General features: G+C 74.7%; 11 protein-coding genes. 1 reads left to right on the top strand and 10 read right to left on the bottom strand.

Annotated elements, in window-relative coordinates:
• Position 1: 1 nt before the first annotated feature.
• Positions 2 to 3,583, top strand: a complete 3,582-nt coding sequence (locus tag ACQP1S_RS08035) for a hypothetical protein (protein WP_432904755.1) — start codon at positions 2 to 4, stop codon at positions 3,581 to 3,583.
• A gap of 8 nt (positions 3,584 to 3,591) precedes the next feature.
• Here ACQP1S_RS08035 and pspM read toward each other — a convergent pair whose 3' ends face one another.
• From pspM to rimO, 10 genes are all read right to left on the bottom strand, one after another.
• Positions 3,592 to 4,380 carry a phage shock envelope stress response protein PspM gene (gene pspM, locus ACQP1S_RS08030; protein WP_091249416.1) on the bottom strand — a complete coding sequence of 263 codons (789 nt, stop codon included), beginning with the start codon at positions 4,378 to 4,380 and terminating at the stop codon, positions 3,592 to 3,594.
• A gap of 23 nt (positions 4,381 to 4,403) precedes the next feature.
• A complete protein-coding gene (locus ACQP1S_RS08025) occupies positions 4,404 to 5,276 on the bottom strand; it encodes a PspA/IM30 family protein (protein ID WP_432904752.1) in 873 nt (290 codons plus the stop codon).
• Positions 5,277 to 5,462: 186 nt separating this feature from the next.
• A complete protein-coding gene (locus ACQP1S_RS08020) occupies positions 5,463 to 5,906 on the bottom strand; it encodes a helix-turn-helix domain-containing protein (protein ID WP_091249409.1) in 444 nt (147 codons plus the stop codon).
• A 165-nt stretch (positions 5,907 to 6,071) separates the two neighbouring features.
• Positions 6,072 to 6,647 (bottom strand): CinA family protein, encoded by a 576-nt coding sequence (locus tag ACQP1S_RS08015; RefSeq protein WP_432904749.1) that lies wholly within the window; start codon positions 6,645 to 6,647, stop codon positions 6,072 to 6,074.
• A gap of 90 nt (positions 6,648 to 6,737) precedes the next feature.
• A complete protein-coding gene (locus ACQP1S_RS08010) occupies positions 6,738 to 7,403 on the bottom strand; it encodes a response regulator (protein WP_432904747.1) in 666 nt (221 codons plus the stop codon).
• The gene (locus ACQP1S_RS08005; protein WP_432904745.1) at positions 7,400 to 9,604 is read right to left on the bottom strand and encodes a GAF domain-containing sensor histidine kinase; all 2,205 of its coding nucleotides are present in this window, start codon (positions 9,602 to 9,604) and stop codon (positions 7,400 to 7,402) included. The genes ACQP1S_RS08010 and ACQP1S_RS08005 overlap by 4 nt, the downstream gene beginning before the upstream one ends.
• A gap of 43 nt (positions 9,605 to 9,647) precedes the next feature.
• Positions 9,648 to 10,109, bottom strand: coding sequence for a hypothetical protein (locus ACQP1S_RS08000; protein WP_432904743.1), 462 nt, complete (start codon positions 10,107 to 10,109; stop codon positions 9,648 to 9,650).
• Between the two features lie 334 nt (positions 10,110 to 10,443).
• On the bottom strand, positions 10,444 to 13,635 hold the full coding sequence (locus tag ACQP1S_RS07995) for a hypothetical protein (protein WP_432904741.1): 3,192 nt from the start codon (positions 13,633 to 13,635) through the stop codon (positions 10,444 to 10,446).
• Positions 13,636 to 13,917: 282 nt separating this feature from the next.
• Positions 13,918 to 14,505, bottom strand: a complete 588-nt coding sequence (gene pgsA / locus ACQP1S_RS07990) for a CDP-diacylglycerol--glycerol-3-phosphate 3-phosphatidyltransferase (protein ID WP_091246167.1) — start codon at positions 14,503 to 14,505, stop codon at positions 13,918 to 13,920.
• A 77-nt stretch (positions 14,506 to 14,582) separates the two neighbouring features.
• Positions 14,583 to 16,124, bottom strand: a complete 1,542-nt coding sequence (rimO, locus tag ACQP1S_RS07985; RefSeq protein WP_245722520.1) for a 30S ribosomal protein S12 methylthiotransferase RimO — start codon at positions 16,122 to 16,124, stop codon at positions 14,583 to 14,585.
• Positions 16,125 to 16,144: the final 20 nt, after the last annotated feature.

Raw genomic sequence — 16,144 nt, 5'->3', positions numbered from 1 at the left:
CATGGCCCTGTTCCGCAGACTGCGACCACACTGGACGACCCGGGTCGTCCGTACCGACCGGCCCGTCGTGCCGGCGGCCCGGACCGGCACCGCCGATCCCGCCCCGGCGAGCCTGGACCCGGCCGCCGTGCCGGGCTACTTCGGCCCGGTGCCGAACTTCGCCGACAGCCCGCGACCGGTGCGCGACCCGCAGGGCCGGGTGGTCACCGGCACCGGCCTGCGCAAGTTCGTCGACGCGCTCCCGGTGCCCGGCCCGGCGGGCCGCACCGAGCTGGGCGGTCACCTGCCGGTCGCCACCCCGGACACGGTCAGCTGGCCGGGCTGCGACTACTACGAGATCGGGCTGTCCGAGTACACCCAGCGACTGCACCGGGACCTGCCCACCACCCGGCTGCGCGGCTACCGCCAGCTCAACCTGGGCACCGACCCGGACGGGCACAACACCGTCGCCCCGCCGGAGCGGCCATACCACCTCGGGCCGCTGATCATGGCGCGGCGGGGCCGCCCGGTGCGGATCAAGTTCATCAACCAGCTCCCCACCGGCCTGGCCGGGGACCTGTTCCTGCCGGTGGACACCAGCCTCCCGGGGGCCGGGCCGGGTCCGCTGGAGGGACCGGCGCCCTACCCGCAGAACCGGGCCGTGCCGCAGCTGTCCGGCGCGCACACCGGCTGGATCAGCGCCGGCAACCCGTGGCAGTGGGTGACCCCGGCCGGGGAGATCACCCCGTACCCGACCGGGCCGGGCCTGACCCACGTGCCGGACATGCCGCCGCCCGGGGCGGGGGCCACCACGCTCTACTACCCGAACGCGCAGAGTGGCCGACTGATGTGCCTGCAGGACAACACCCTCGGGCTGTCCCGGTTGACCGTCCTGTCCGGCCAGTTCGCCCTCTATCTGCTCACCGACCCCGCCGAGGACGAGCTGGTCGCCGACGGGGTGCTCCCCGCCGACCAGCTCCCCCTGGTGATCCAGGACCGGACCTTCGTCCCCGACGACGCCCAACTCGCCGCCGAGGACCCCACCTGGGACCGGGAGCGCTGGGGCACCCGGGGCAACCTGTGGCACCCGCACGTCTACCAGCCCCGACAGGACCCGTACCGGGACTGCGGGCGCAACCCCACCGGACGCTGGGACTACGGCCCGTGGCTGCCCGGCGCCGACGGCCGGGACGCGCCGCAGGTCGGCCCGGTCGACAACCCGCACCACGATCCGGAGGCCGCGCCGCAGGAGCCGCCCCGGGCGCCCGGCACCCCACACCCCAGCGCCGTGCCCGAGGTGTACGGGGACACCATGCTGGTCAACGGGGTCGCCTATCCGTACCTGCGGGTGCGGCCGACGGCGTACCGGTTCCGGATCGTCAACGGCTGCGCCGACCGGGCCCTCAACCTCCAGCTCTACCGGGCCCGCGCGGACGGGCCGATGTGGCAGGCCGACGGGAGTCTCGCCGACGCCGACGCCGGCGAGGTGCCGATGGTGGACGCCGGGCGCGCCCCCGGCCGGCCGGCGGACTGGCCCACCGACGGCCGCGACGGTGGGGTGCCCGACCCGGCCGCCGCCGGCCCACCCATGATCCAGATCGGCAACGAGTGCGGGCTGCTCCCCGCCCCGGTCGTGGTGCCGAACCGCCCGGTCGGCTACCGGTACGACCGCCGCGATCCGACGGTGCTCAACGTGGACTCGGCCGCGCTGCTGCTCGCTCCGGGTGAGCGGGCCGACGTGGTGGTCGACTTCTCCACCCTGCCGCCCGGGGCGACGGTGCTGCTCTACAACGACTGCCCGGCACCGCTGCCCGGCGGCGACCCCCGCTACGACCGGCACAGCGCCGCCGGGGACGCCGGCTCCGGCAGCCTGCCCGGGTACGGCCCGAACACCCGTACCCTGCTCCAGTTCCGGGTCACCGGTGCCCCCACCAGCCGGTACGACCCGCACCGGCTCGCCGACCGGCTACCCGCCGCGTACGCGGCCAGCCAGCGCCCGCCGATCGTGCCGCAACGGGAGTACGACCGGGCGTTCGGCACCACCACCGCCCGGGGTGTGGTCGCCCCCGCACACGCCACCTCGGTCACCTTCACCCCACCCGGCGCCACCGGGCCGGTCACCCTGCCGATCCAGGTGAAGACCGTCGGGACGGTCTTCGAGCCGGAGTACGGGCGGCGGGCCGGCCGGCTCGGGGTGCCCCACCCGACCGCCGGCCCGCTCGGCCCGGTGACCCTGCCGCTCGGCCCGACCGAACCGGCCACCGAGATCCTCGTCGCGGCCGACCCGACGGCCGGTGCGGACGAACCCGCCGACGGTGTCCAGCTGTGGCGGATCAGCGGGACCGGCCGGCAGACCCACCCGGTCCGCTTCGACGGCTGCGACGTGCAGGTGGTCCACCGGATCGGCGGGGACGGCACGGTCCGCGCCCCGGACGGTGGCGAACTGGGCTGGAAGCAGACCGTCCGGGTCAACCCGGCCGAGGATCTGGTGGTGGCCCTGCGACCCGAGGTGCCGCCACTGCCGTTCAAGGTCGCCGACAGCCTGCGACTGCTCGATCCGACCCGACCCGCCGGGGTACGCCTCGACGCCGCCCCGGTCAGCCCCTGGGACGGACGGCCGGCGACGGTGGTCAACCAACCGGTCAACCTGGGCTGGGAGTTCCGCTGGTCCAGCGCGGCGGCGGGGCTGCGGGACCTGGGCATGAGCCGGCCCCTGATGCTGCGGGTCTCGCCCCGCGCGCCGACCGGGTTGACCGCGACCCCGGTGCCCGGCTCGGCGACCGCGCTGCCGGCGATCGCGCTCGCCTGGACGGGCAACGGCAGCCGGCCGGCGGCCACCAGCCACCTGCTGCAACGGGCCACCGACGCCGACTTCGGCACCGGGCTGACCACCATCACCGTGGCGGGGACCGCCACCCGCTACACCGATGCCACCATCACCCCCGGCGTCACCTACCACTACCGCATCCGGGCCGAGAACGCCGCCGGCTGCTCGACCTGGTCGAACAGCAGCCCGGCGTCGGTACGCCTGCCCGCGCCGAGCGGACTGGCCGCGACGGTGCCGCCGGCCATGCCCCTGCGGGTGGCGTTGCGTTGGGTGAACCGGTCCTTCGCCACCGGTCTCGACGTGCAACGGGCCACCAATCCGACCTTCACCAGTGGTCCGGGCACCACCGCCGTCCCGGTCGCCGACCGCCACCTCGATCCGGCGGTCGCCCCGGACACCACGTACTACTACCGGGTCCGGACCACCTACCTCGGTACGGCGTCACCGTGGTCGACGGTGGCGACGGTGACCACCCCGCCCGTGCCGGAGGTGCCCAACGGGGTCGCCGCGACGGTCGCCGTCCCCGCGCCGGACACCGCGACGGTGTCGTTGGCCTGGGCGGCGAGCCTTCCGGCGGGTCCGGGGGCGGGGTTCGTGGTGCAGCGCGCGGTGGACCCGCAGTTCGGCCGGGAGGTGGTCACCTTCACCGTTGCCGGCCGGAGCTTCACCAACACCGGCCTGGACCGGGGCGTCACCTACCACTACCGGGTCCGCTCGTTCAACGTGGTGGGCCACTCCCCGTGGACCGGTCCGGTGTCGGTGCACATCCCCCACTGAGGCGTCGGTCAGCGGGTGGGGGCGCGCAGGGGCTCGCCGACGGTACGCAGCTCGGCCAGGGCGGCGGCGACGCCGTGCAGCAGGTCGGTCGCCTCCATCAACCGGGCGGCGGACGGGTCGGCGACGACCCCCGGGTGGGCGTCCTCGGCGACGTAGCCGGCGGCGGCGACGACCAGCCCCTCGTAGGCGGTCACCCCGCTGACCAACTGGTCGCCCAGGGCCCGGTGCGCCTCGGCGAGCCGGGGTCGGGCCTCGGGCGGGGCCAGCCGCAGGGCGCGTTCCACGCCGGCCGTCCGGTCGGCCAGGTCCCGCAGCGAACGGTCGGCGGCGGCGGCCTCCAGCACCGCCGGCTCAGCCAGGCCGGTCAGCCGGGGCGCGATCCCGGCCAGGGTGAGCGCGGCCCGGTCCAGCCGGGCCCAGGACTCGGCGGCGGAGGTGCCCCGCAACGCGAACCGGGAGCGGAACCGCCGGGCCTCGGCCAGCACGCCGGGGCCGACCGGGAGTCGTTCGACGGCGGCGACCAGCCGGGCCCGGGACCGGGCGGCGGCTTCGGCCGGGTCGAGGGCGGGTGGGGCCGGGCGGGCGGCGAACGCCCGCAGGTCGATCCAGCGCCAGGCGGCCAGCGCGACGGCGCTTCCCGCGGCGCCGGCCCAGGCCGCGTCGGGCAGCCCCAGCCCGGCGTACGGGGTCAGCACCGCCGCCGTGCCCGTGAGCCCACCGGCCAGGACGCTCCACCGGCGGGCGGAGCGTCGTAGCCGGTCCAGTCGCCGGAAGTGTCGCGTTCGCTCGTCGGCCACCCGTACCTCCTCGTGCCGGCCGCTCAGCCGGCGGTGGTGTCCCCCACGCCGCGGTCGCGGCTCATGCTCGCCCGGATCTCGTCCAGCCGGGCGGCGGTGGCCGGGTCGGCCGTCGGGGCGGCCGGCTGGGCCTGCTGCTGCGCCGCCGGCTGCTCCTGCCGGCCACCGAGCTGGTCGCCGGCCATGCTGGCCCGGATCTGCTCCAGCCGGGACGACCCGGCGCTGTCCAGGGTCGACTTCTGGATCTCCAGCATCCGCCCCTCGACGGAGTTGCCGGCCAGCTCGGCCCGGCCCATCGCGTTGGCGTAGCGGCGCTCGATGCGGTCACGCACCTCGTCCAGCGAGGGGGTGTTGGTCGGCGCGGTCATCGAGGACATCGACTCCAGCGAACGGGCGACGCTCTCCTGCATCTTGGCCTGTTCGAGCTGGCTGAGCAGCTTGGTGCGCTCGGCGAGCTTCTGCTGGAGGATCATGGAATTGTTCTCGACCGCACGGCGGGCCTGGGCGGCGGCACCGAGCGCCTGGTCGTGCAGGGTCTTCAGGTCCTCGGTGGCCTGCTCGGCGGAGACCAACTGGGTGGCGAGCACCTGGGCGGACTGCTCGTAGCGACCGGCCTCGGTCTCGTCGCCCTTGGCCCGGGACTGGTCGGCGAGGACCAGCGCCTGCCGCGCGTTGCCCTGGAGGCGCTCGACCTCGGTCATCTGCCGGGAGAGCTTCATCTCCAGCTGCCGCTGGTTGCCGATCACCGCCGCCGCCTGCTGGACCAGCGCCTGGTGCTGACGCTGCGCGTCCTCGATGGCCTGCTGGATCTGCACCTTCGGATCGGCGTGCTCGTCGATCTTGGCACCGAAGAGCGCCATCAGGTAGTGCCAGCCCTTGACGAACGGGTTCGCCATCTCCGCGGTATCCCCTCAGTAGCGTCGCTGCGCCTCGGCCACACCGGGGCCGGACGGGCCGCCCGGCGCGCTCCCCATCGTCGCAGCCCGACGCCAGCAGGGGCGTTCGTGCCGTGGGGGTGCTCCGGCGGCCTGCGATCAACACTACGCGGCGTCGGCCACCCCGGCCACGGGACCGGACAGGGGTCAGGCGGCGCAGACCACGTCGCGGTCGCTGGGACGGACCCGGGAGCTACGCAGGGTGGCCTTCAGCGGGGAGTCCTGGCGGACCGAGACGGCGACCGCGCCGTCGGTGGTCACCTGGCGCACACCCCGACCGGTGGCCTTGCGCACGGTGCCGGCGGGCCCGGCGGCGGCCGGCTCGTCCTGCACCGGCATGAGCACGCCCGGCAGCTGCTCGGCGAGCGCGACGGTGTCGCTCACCTCCCGCAGCAACTCGGACAGGCGGGCACCGAGCGCGTCACAAATGGCGGCGAGCAGCTCGCTGGAGGGCTCCTTCTGGCCACGCTCGATCTCGGACAGGTAACCGAGGCTGACGTTGGCGGCGGTGGAGACCTCGCGCAGGGTGCGGTGCTGACCCTGGCGGCGCGCCCGAAGTGCGTCACCGATCACCCGGCGTAGCAGGACCATCGCACCTCCCCCTGACGGGATTCACTCTCCGGGCGGATGAGCGTCCGCGCCGGACGCGGTGGACCGCGCCGCCGCCGACGCCGTACGCCGGAGCCTTCCCGCAACCGTACCCGTTGGTCGGCCCGGCGACATCCCACCCCGCCTGTCGGATCTGGACAAGGCCGGTCAGCGACGACCCGCGCCGGCCGGTGGGACGGCGGCCGGCGACCCCGGCACCGGGGCCCGCCCGGCTTCCGGGAAGGCCCGGTGGACCCGGGCCACCAGCAGGCGTAACGCCTCGATCACCGTGGCCGCCCGGATGTGGTCCCGACCCCCGTCGAGGTCCAGCCGACGGACCACCGGGCCACCCGGTCCGGCCACCGCGACATAGACCAGGCCGACCGGTCTGCCGTCCTGCGGCTCGGGACCCGCGACCCCGGTGGTGGCCAACCCCCAGTCGGCGGCGCAGCGCCGCCGGCCACCCTCGGCGAGGGCGATCGCCACGTCCGGATCGACCGGTCCGCGTTCGGCCAGCAACTCCTCGGGTACGTCGGCCAGCCGCGCCTTCAGCTCCGTGGCGTACGTCACCAGTCCACCCCGGTAGACGGCGCTGGCTCCGGCGACGTCCACGATCGCGGCGGCGAGCAGCCCCCCGGTCAGGGACTCGACGGTGGCCAGAGTCTGCTGCCGCTCGTGCAGGCTGTGCACCACGCCCGCCGCCGGATTGCCCACCGGTTGCTCGTGCTTCGCATCGGTCCCCATGCCGTCCTCCTTCCCCGGTGTCACCCCGCTACTCATTCTGTCCGCCTGATCATCGGTGTCCGGGCCGACTGCCCCGCAGCGGTGGGCGGGTCAGCCGGTGAGGCCGGCGTCCCGGGCGAGCAGGGCGGCCTGGACCCGGTCGGCGACGCCGAGCTTGGCGAAGACCGCCGACAGCTGGTTGCGTACCGTCTTCTCGCTGATCCCGAAGTGCCGGGCGATGCGGGCGTTGGTGTCCCCGGCGGACAACCGGCGCAGGATGTCCCGTTCCCGGGGGGTGAGCCGGTCGAACGGGGGCGGCAGCTCGACCGGCTGGCGGCGCAGGCTGGTCAGCACCTGGGGGCCGATCCGGGGGCCGAGGACGAGCCCGCCGCCGGCCACCGTGCGCAGCGCGTCGATGATCACGTCCGGGTCGGTGTCCTTGAGCACGTAACCCCGGGCGCCGGCCCGCAGCGACCGGCCGACCACGTCCTCGTCGTCGGCCATGGTCACCATCAGCACCCGGATCTCCGGCCGGCCCTGCACGATCCGGCGGGTCGCCTCCACGCCGTCGCCGTCCGGCAGCGCCACGTCCATCGCGACCACCCCGACCGGCTCGGTCAGCGCGATGCCGATCGCCTCGGCGCAGGTGGCCGCCTCCACGACGCCGGCTACCCAGCTCTCGCCCTCCAGCATGGTCCGCAGCCCACGGCGGACCACCGGGTGGTCGTCCACGACCAGCACCCGGACCGCCCCGCCACGAGCACCCTCTCCCGTCAATGCCCTCCCCCTCCCGCAGCGCCGTCCTCCACCCGCCCCCCACCCGCCCCGCCCCACGCCGGGTCCCGGGAGCCCCCGGTGATCAAGAGGTTCGCGTCATCCTCCGGGCGGATTCTGACGCAAACCTCTTGATCACCGGAATCGGACGGGCCGGGGGCGGACGGGCCGGGGGCGGGCGGGCCGGGGGCGGGCGGGCCGGGGGCGGGTGGGGTGGGAGGGGGCGGGGTGTCGTCGGGGGGCGGGAGGGGGAGGCGGACCCGGACCAGGGTGCCGTGCGGGGCCCGGTCGACGAACTCACAGTCGCCGCCCAGCTCGGCGGCCCGCTCCCGGATCGAGTCCAGGCCGACCCCGCCGGGTCGCCGGGCCACGATGCCGGTGCCGTCGTCGGACACCTCCACGACCAGCGCCCGGCCCCGGCGCACCACCACGTCGCAGCAGGTCGCCCCGGCGTGCCGGGCGGTGTTGGCCAGCGCCTCGCCGACGATCCGGTACGCCGCCACCTCGACGGCGGCCGGCAACCCGTGCAGGGCGTCCGCCACGCTCAGCCGGACCGTCAGGGCCGGGCCGTCGAAGCGCTGACACTCGGCCCGCAGCGCCGACTCCAGCCCCCGGTCCAGGGCCGCCGGGCGGAGCTGGTCGACCAGTTGGCGTACCTCGCCGGTGCAGGTGAGCAGGTCGTCGGCGAGCCCGTCGAGAATGCGGGTCAGCCGGCCCTGGTCGGCGGTGGCGAGCTTGCGGGCCGCGCGTACCTGCATGGACATGCCGGCGAAGGTCGGGCCGAGGCCGTCGTGCAGGTCCCGGCGCAGCCGACGGCGCTCCTCCTCGCGGGCCGTCACCAGCCGCTCCCGGGAGTCCCGCAGGTCACGAATCAGCCGGGCCGTCGCGGCGGCCACCGAGGCGTGCATCGCGACGTCGCTGAGCAGCCGCCGCTCGACCGGGGTGAACCGGGTACCGGGTGCCCGCCGGGCCACCACCAGCCGCCCCACCCACTCCCCGTGGGTCACCATGTCGAAGCGCTCCAGCGAGGTGGTGGCGTGGCCGTGCGCGGCGTGCACCCGCCCGGGTCGCCCGTCGTCGGCGTGCTCCCCGCCGAGTTCCACCGCCACGTACGGCACCTGGAGCGAGCGGGCGATGGTGCCGGTGAGCAGCGGCAGCACCGCCTGTGGCTGCACCGTCCGTTCCAGCAGGTCACCGAGGCGGGCCAGCACGGCGTACGGCTCGTCGCGGTCGCCGTAGAGCAGCCGGTTCACCCCGCGCTGCACCCGGTGCCGCAGCGGCTCGAAGGTCACCGCGATCAGGCCGGTCGCCACCAGGGACGCGTTGGAGGTGTTCCCGCGCAGCACGAGGTCCCGCAGCAGCGCGACGACCCCGACGAAGGCGGCGATCACCAGCAGGCTCATCACCAGCCAGACCAGGGTCCGGTTGATCACCTGTTCCAGGCCGTAGAGCCGGTAGCGCAGCACCGCCAGGGTCATCGCGCCCGGGATCGCGATCACCATCAGCACCCACGCGCCGGAGAGGTTGAGCCAGTCCAGCAGGAAGCCGAGCAGGAACAGCGCACCGGCGGCCAGCAGGCAGGCCAGTTGCTGACGGGCCTCGCCGACGGCCCGCCGCCACCGACCGGCCAGCGACACCAGCACGGCGGCCACCAGCAGCAGTTGCACCGCGACGGTCAGCAGGGCGACCCGGACCAGCAGTCGTGCGGTCGGGTCGGTGGCCGGCGTGGCGGACAGCAGCAGGCCCCGGGGGTCGCTGGTCGCGGCCACCGCCAGCGCGACGGCCACCACCGACGTGGTGACCACCAGCCCGACGGCGACCGGCCGCCAGCGCCGGCCCGGCAGCCGGCCGTCCGGGAAGACCAACAGGGCCAGGAAGATCAGGCCGTACGGCGGCCACCAGAGCCACTGGCTCAGCCAGGCCAACGGGGTGACCGCCGACCAGCTCAGCGCCAGCACCGCCGCGCCCGCGACGAGACCGGCCGCCACCATCAGCCGACCCACCGGCTGACCGGGCAGCCCGGCCAGCACCAAGCCCCCGAGCGCGGTGAACGCCACCGCGATCGTGCCGGTCAACGCGGCCGGCCCGAGCGACGCCGGGTACGGGTCCCGCCACTGCCCGACCAGGACGAGCACGGCGACGACCAGGCCCACCCCGGCCAGGACCCGGCGGGGGGCGGACGGCGCTCCGATGGTCGACGGCACGGCAGGCCCTCCCGGGGTGGTCGTCGGTGGTGGGGCGGGCGGGTCAGTCCGCCCAACCGGCGGCGTGCATGGCGTTGTGCAGCCAGTTGCCGGTGTCGTGTTCGAGGTGTTCCGGCAGGGCGCCGATGACCTCGGACAGGTCCGGGTCGTCGAGGCGGGGCAGTTCGGACAGCGCCCGCTCCCACGAGATCCGGGACCGGGCGAGCACGTCCGGGTGGTCGTGGACGTACTGCGTCACGTGCGCGACCACCGTGGACAACCGCTGCCGGACGACCTCGGGCTCCGCCGGGGCGGTGCCGGCCTCCAGCATCTCCAGCCGCCAGTCGGCGGAGAAGACCGGATGCAGGCGGCGGCCGGTGACGTCGAAGAACTCGACGGCCCCGGCGAGCTTCTCGCCGTGGTCGGCGGTGGCCAGCAGGTCGGCCAGATCCTGGTAGACGTGGCAGAACGTGTCGTTGGTGGCGATCAACAGGATCCGTCGGTCGTCGTCGGCGCTCAGCGTCATGATCACTCCTCGGATGCCGGTGCGCGGACGACGGGGCCGGCGTGCCGGCACCCGTCCGCCGCAGCGTAGGTGGTGGATCGTCCACAGTGGCACCGCCGGGCGGACCGGCGGTCGTCGGTGAACGGTCGAACCATCGTCGTCCGCCGGTTGTCCCGCCGACCCGGGTCGGATGTCCCGGGTCGGCGGGACCGATCGGCGGCACCCGGCCACGTCGCGACCGAGGTGCCAGCCCTGCCACCCGTCGTCGCGCCGGGGAGGCGTCCCGGCCGGTACGCGACCGTGGGAGGGTCCCGGTCCCGGCGGGACCCTCCCGGTCGGGGCACCCCGTGGGCGGTCAGCCCGCCGGGTGCACGCTCACCGTGGTCGCCCGGGTCATGTCGGTCGCCGCGGTCACCTCCGGCAGCCCCTCGGTGTGCCCACCGGAGCGCACCCGGGTCGACCAGTGGTCGTAGCGCTGGCCGAGTTGCCCGACCCGGACGAACGCCGCGCTGGCCAGGCAGGCGCTCAGCGGGTCACGCGGCTTGTCCGGCACGGTGGCCTGGGCGCAGCCGGCACCGTACCGGCCCTGGTCGCGCAGCGGGTCGAAGCCCGACCGGTCCTCGTTGCACGGGTTCCAGTCGAACGACTGCACGCAGTCGGCGTAGTTGGCCACCGCCTGCGACATCGCGTTGCGCAGGTGCTGGTGGGCCGACTGGTCGGCGTCGCTGCGCGGGCGGGTGTAGTCGGCCGGCAGCCCGTCGCTGCCGAAGAGCAGGCCGGTCAGGCTGTCGTCGAGTTCCAGCGCGGTGCCCCACCCCAGTTCCGTGTACGCCTGCAACAGCCGCAGCGCGTCCGAGACCGCCTTGCCCTTCTGCCAGAGCACCCGGGACACCTCCCAGGTGTCGCTGCTCGGCGGGTTCGGCCCGGTGCCGGCCCGCATCACCCGGTAGAAGTACTTCTGCCGGCCGGACAGCATCGCGGCGGCCTTGCTGCGGGCGGTCGTCGCCTGGGTGGCGACGACCGGGACCGCCGCCGACTCGAACGCCGGCTTGTACGTCCCCGGCCACCGCTCGGTGAGGTACTTGTTCTCGTCGTAGCAGTAGCCCTGCGGAACGGGGGAACGGACGTCCCACGAGCAGAACGTGCCGATCGGGAACGTCCTGGTCGCGGTCTGCACCTCCTGCCAGTCCCCGCCCGCCCACTTCACCCGCGACCGCAGGGTGATCTGGAGGTCGCCGGTGGTGGTCTGGAACCGGGGCCCCTCGTGCTCCTCGACGTTGACGAAGTTCGCGTCGTAGCAGGTGGAGAACGCCGGCGCGTGCCCCGGCGGCATGGCGTGGTGGGCCAGGTGGAAGGCGTTCGGCAGGTTGGCGCGTCGTACCGTCGACGGAATCGGTCGGCTGACCCGGCTCGCGCCGCACCCCCCGATCGACTCGACCTCGGGAATCCGGTTCGCCGCCGGGAGCGCCTGGTCCGGGCTGCCCCACATGTCGTGCACCGGCAGGGTGTCGCTGCCGTTCCAGACCACCGCCCTGCGGACGTTCTCCACCTGGGCGTTCCAGCCGGTGACCGCCGTGCGGTAGTCGGCCATCAGCGCGGTGAACAGCGGGTTGGTGCTGCCGTCGGCCGCCGGTTGGCTGAACTGGCGGACCCGCTCGTTGATGGTCCGCCCGGCCTGGGTCACGGCGTCGCCCCGCCCGCTGGCCACCTGGCCGGCGAACTGCGGGTTCTCCAGTTGCAGGATGTTGTAGACCCGGGCGGCGGTGGTCCAGGCGGCGGCGTTGGCGACCGGGCCGGTGGTCCACTCGCCGCCGACCCGGTCCTTGGCCCACCGGGCCAGATAGTTGATCGAGCCGGCCGGCAGGTGGGTGTCGACCACGCTGACCGGGTCGACCAGGCTGGCCCCGGCCGGGGCGGTGAAGGTGCCCTCGTCGGCGGCGTTGACGGTGGCGAAGGTGAAGGTCGGCGACTCGGCCTTCGGGAAGTACGTGCCGAGGTAGTCCGGGATCGGCTGCCCGGTGATCTCCTTGTGGTGCACGTACGTGGTGATCACCGAGTTGAGCTGGCTCTTGGCGATGTTCTCCAGGGCCACGTGGGTGGCGAGCGCCATCGAGTCGACCTTGCGCTCGATGGTCTGCAACTGGGTGGCGATCCGGCCGAGGTTGGCGCGTACCTCGTCGAGGCCCCTGGTGAGCGCGTCGAGCTGGGCGACCAACCCGGCGTACATCTCCTTGAGCGCCGACTCGATCCGGTCGAACCGCTTGTCGATCCCCTTGGCCAGCCGGTCGATCTGCTGGCCCAGCTTGCCGATCTCCGCCTGGATGGCGGCGTTCGGGTCACCGCCACCGGCGAAGAGGCCGATCAGGCTCACCGCCGCACCGAGCAGGTTGCCGGTCAGCACCGCCGTGCCCATCGCCGTCGCGGCCATGGTCAGCCCCTGCCCGAGCACCGTCGTCACGTACGTGTTGATCGCGGTCACCGAGGTCACCACGGCCTTGCCGATGGTCTCCAACTGCTTGCCGAACTTCTTGTCGACGAAACCGACCAGGGTGGACAGCACCGTGACGGTGGAGCCGAGCCCTTCGAAGATCTTGCGATTCGCCTCGGTCTTCGCCTTCTCCGCGTCGACGACCGGCTGGCTCGGCTTCGGGTCCTGGTGGAGCGGGTAGCTGTTGGCGTAGCTGATCACCTCGGTGATCCGGTTGTTGCCGTCGGTGTCGAGCACCTTCAGCGTGGCGTACGCCCGCTCCTGGACCAGCGCCCGGAAGGCGGTCGGGTCCCCGCGCAGGTCGCGGAGCGCGGCAAGCGGCACGTAGTGGCCGAGGGTGCCGGCATTGCCGTCGGCGCGCGGCTCGTGGATCCGGGCGGCCAGCAACCCGTCGACCGGGGTACGCACACCGGTGCCGGTCCGCCCGACGAAGGTGGTGTCCCAGCCGGTGGCCAGGGCGTCGTCCGTGGCGGCCCGACGGTGCAGCTCACGCCAGGTGTCCTGGGTCAGGTCCCGGGAGCGGGCGTTCCACGCCGCGTCCTGGTAACCGCCGCGGACCAGGTTCAGCGCGTCCGGCACCACGTTCGCGCCCTCCGCGCCGACCGTGCTGGCCAGGAAGGCGCGGACGGTCGGGCCGGTGGTCACCGCGCCGGTGGACTCGCCGAGCCGGGCCAGCACCGCCATCGCCACCGCGAACCGGGACCGGTCCTCGGCCCGCGCGTCGCTGACCGCCGCGTCGGCGACCGCCCGGGTGGCGGTGACGTGCGCGGCCACCTGCGTCGCGTCGGCGGCCGGCTGGGTGGTACGCCAGTCCAGCAGCTCGGCGGTGAGCAGGGCGTCCTTCAGGCCGGCCGCCCCGGCGTCGCGCAGCTGCACCACCGCCCCGAACAGCGCCCCGTGCACCGCCTGCTCGTCGAACGGCACCGGATCGGCGGCGCGGGCCGGGGTCTGGTGCAGGGTGACCGCCAGTACCGCCGTCAGTCCGGCCGCCCACAGCCGGCGGCTGCGCCACCCGCCGCCCGGGGACCGTCCCCGGGCATGTCTCGTCGCTGTCCGCACCGCTGCTCCTCCCGCCACCGGGCGCAACCCCGCCCGCCGTCGCCGGGCGTCGACCGACCGGACCGACGCCGCACCGGACCGCAGGGGCCGGTGCGGTGCCGACTCTGCGGGGCGGGGCGTCCCGGCCGGCAGGGACAGCCGTCCCGCCGTCCCGGGATTCCGGTGCGGGGGTACGACGCGGTGCGGCCCGCCCACATGTCCCGGTGCCCGCGGGCGCGGGGACGCGACGCTGGCGGGCGCACGCGTGGAGCAGGAGGACGCGGGTGTGGGTGGGGCCCCCGGTCAGGGGCGGGGACGGCGCAGCCGCAGCGCCTGGGCGACGTAGTCGAAGCCGGTGACCACGGTGACCAGCACGGCGGCGGCCATGATCCATCCGCCGACGGCGGCGAGGGCGGCCGGCATCGGCCAGAGATACCAGGCGATGGCCAGGACCTGCAGCGCCGTCTTGAGCTTGCCGCCCCGGCTGGCGGCGATCACGCCGTGCCGGATCACCCAGAACCGCAGCCCGGTGATGCCCAGCTCCCGGACGAGGATCAGCACCGTCACCCACCAGGGCAGCCGGTCGTAGACGGAGAGCAGCACCAGGGCCGCGCCGGTGAGCGCCTTGTCGGCGATCGGGTCGGCCACCTTGCCGACCGAGGTGACCAGCCCGAACCGGCGGGCGATCCAACCGTCCACCAGATCGGTCATCGAGGCGAACGCGAAGATCAGGCAGGCGGCGATCCGCCACCCGGTGTGGGTCAGCCCGGAGGCGATCACCGAGGCCGCGAAGACGGGCACCAGCACCAGCCGCAGCAGGGTCAGCCCGTTGGCCGCGTTGAGCACCGGCACCCGGGCCACCGGCGGCGCGGACTCCGCCGCCCCGGTCACCGCCGCGCCCCGCTCCGGCCGCCGTGGCGTTCCTGGCACCGCCCCACCTGGCTCCCCCGCTCCGTCCGGACCCACCGTCACCGTTCCGCGCCGGGCGCCGCCGAGATCATCTCATCCGGCACGGCCACCAGGTCGACGCCCTCGGTCGCGGTGACCGTGGCCCGCACCAGGTCGCCGGGGCGCAACGCGGTCAGGTCGACGCCGCCGCCGACCGGTGCGACCAGGGTGGTCGAGCCGTCGACCTCGGGGGCCTGGTGCGCCGCCCGGCCCTCCACCACGCCGTCGTCGACCGTGTCGACCAGCACCTCGACCGTGCTGCCGAGCCGCTCCTCGGCCCGCTGCGAGCACAGCTCGTCGGCGAGCGCGGCGAGCCGGTCGTAGCGGCGCTTGACGGTGGCGGCGGAGAGCTTGCCGGGCAGGCCGGCGGCCTCGGTGCCGTCCTCGTCGCTGTAGTCGAACACGCCGATCGCGTCGAGCCGCGCGTCGGTCAGGAAGCGGACCAGCTCGGCCACGTCCTGCTTGGTCTCGCCGGGGAACCCGACGATGAAGTTGCTCCGCGCGCCCGCCTCCGGGGCCAGCGCGCGGGCGCTCGCCAACAACTCCAGGAACCGGTCGGTGGAGCCGAACCGGCGCATCCGACGCAGCACCGGCTCGCTGGAGTGCTGGAACGACAGGTCGAAGTAGGGGGCCACGCCGGGGGTGGTGGCGATCGCCTCGACCAGGCCGGGCCGGGTCTCGGCGGGCTGGAGGTAGCTGGCCCGCACCCGGACGATGCCGTCGATCGCGGCGAGCTGCGGGAGCAGCTTCTCCAGCGCCCGCGGGTCACCCAGATCCTTGCCGTACGAGGTGGAGTTCTCGCTGACCAGCACCAGCTCACGCACGCCGGTCTTGGCCAGCCACTCCGCCTCGGCGAGCAGCTCGTCGGGGGTACGCGAGACGAACGCGCCCCGGAACGCGGGGATCGCGCAGAACGCGCACCGCCGGTCGCAGCCGCTGGCCAGCTTCAGCGAGGCCACCGGGCCGGTGTCGAGCCGGCGACGCAGCACCTGCCGCAGGTGCGCGGGGGTGTGCGCGTCGGTCTCCATCGTCGCCCGGGTGGGGGTGCCGTGGCCGGGCAGCGACACCGCCGACTCGCGCCGGTTGACCGGGGTGAGCGGCAGCAGTTCGCGGCGGTCCCGGGGGGTGTGCGCGTCGACCTTCTCGCCGGCCAGCACCGCGCCGAGCCGGGCGGCGATGTCCGGGTAGTCGTCGAAGCTGAGCACCGCCTGGGCCTCGGGGAGGCTGTCGGCCAGCTCCCGGCCGTACCGCTCGGCCATGCAACCGGCGGCGACCACCTTGGCCCCGGTGTCGGCGGCGGCGAGCAGCGTCTGGATCGAGTCCTGCTTGGCCTTCTCCACGAATCCGCAGGTGTTGACGACCACCACGTCGGCGCCCTCGCCGTCGGTGGTGACCTGCCAGCCGTCGGCGTGCAGCCGGGCGGCCAGCTCCTCCGAGTCGACCTCGTTGCGGGCGCAGCCCAGGGTCAGCAGGGCGACCCGTCGGCCGTCGGCGGACGGCTGCGCCAGGTCACGGCGGGGCGTCGGGCCGGCATTGTCAGGCGTGGGGGTGGCAGACACCATCCGAGGGTACCGGGCGCGGT

It is taken from the genome of Micromonospora matsumotoense, assembly GCF_050951065.1.
GTDB classification, from domain to species: Bacteria; Actinomycetota; Actinomycetes; order Mycobacteriales; family Micromonosporaceae; genus Micromonospora; species Micromonospora matsumotoensis.
This window is presented reverse-complemented; position numbering and strand designations above follow the sequence as displayed.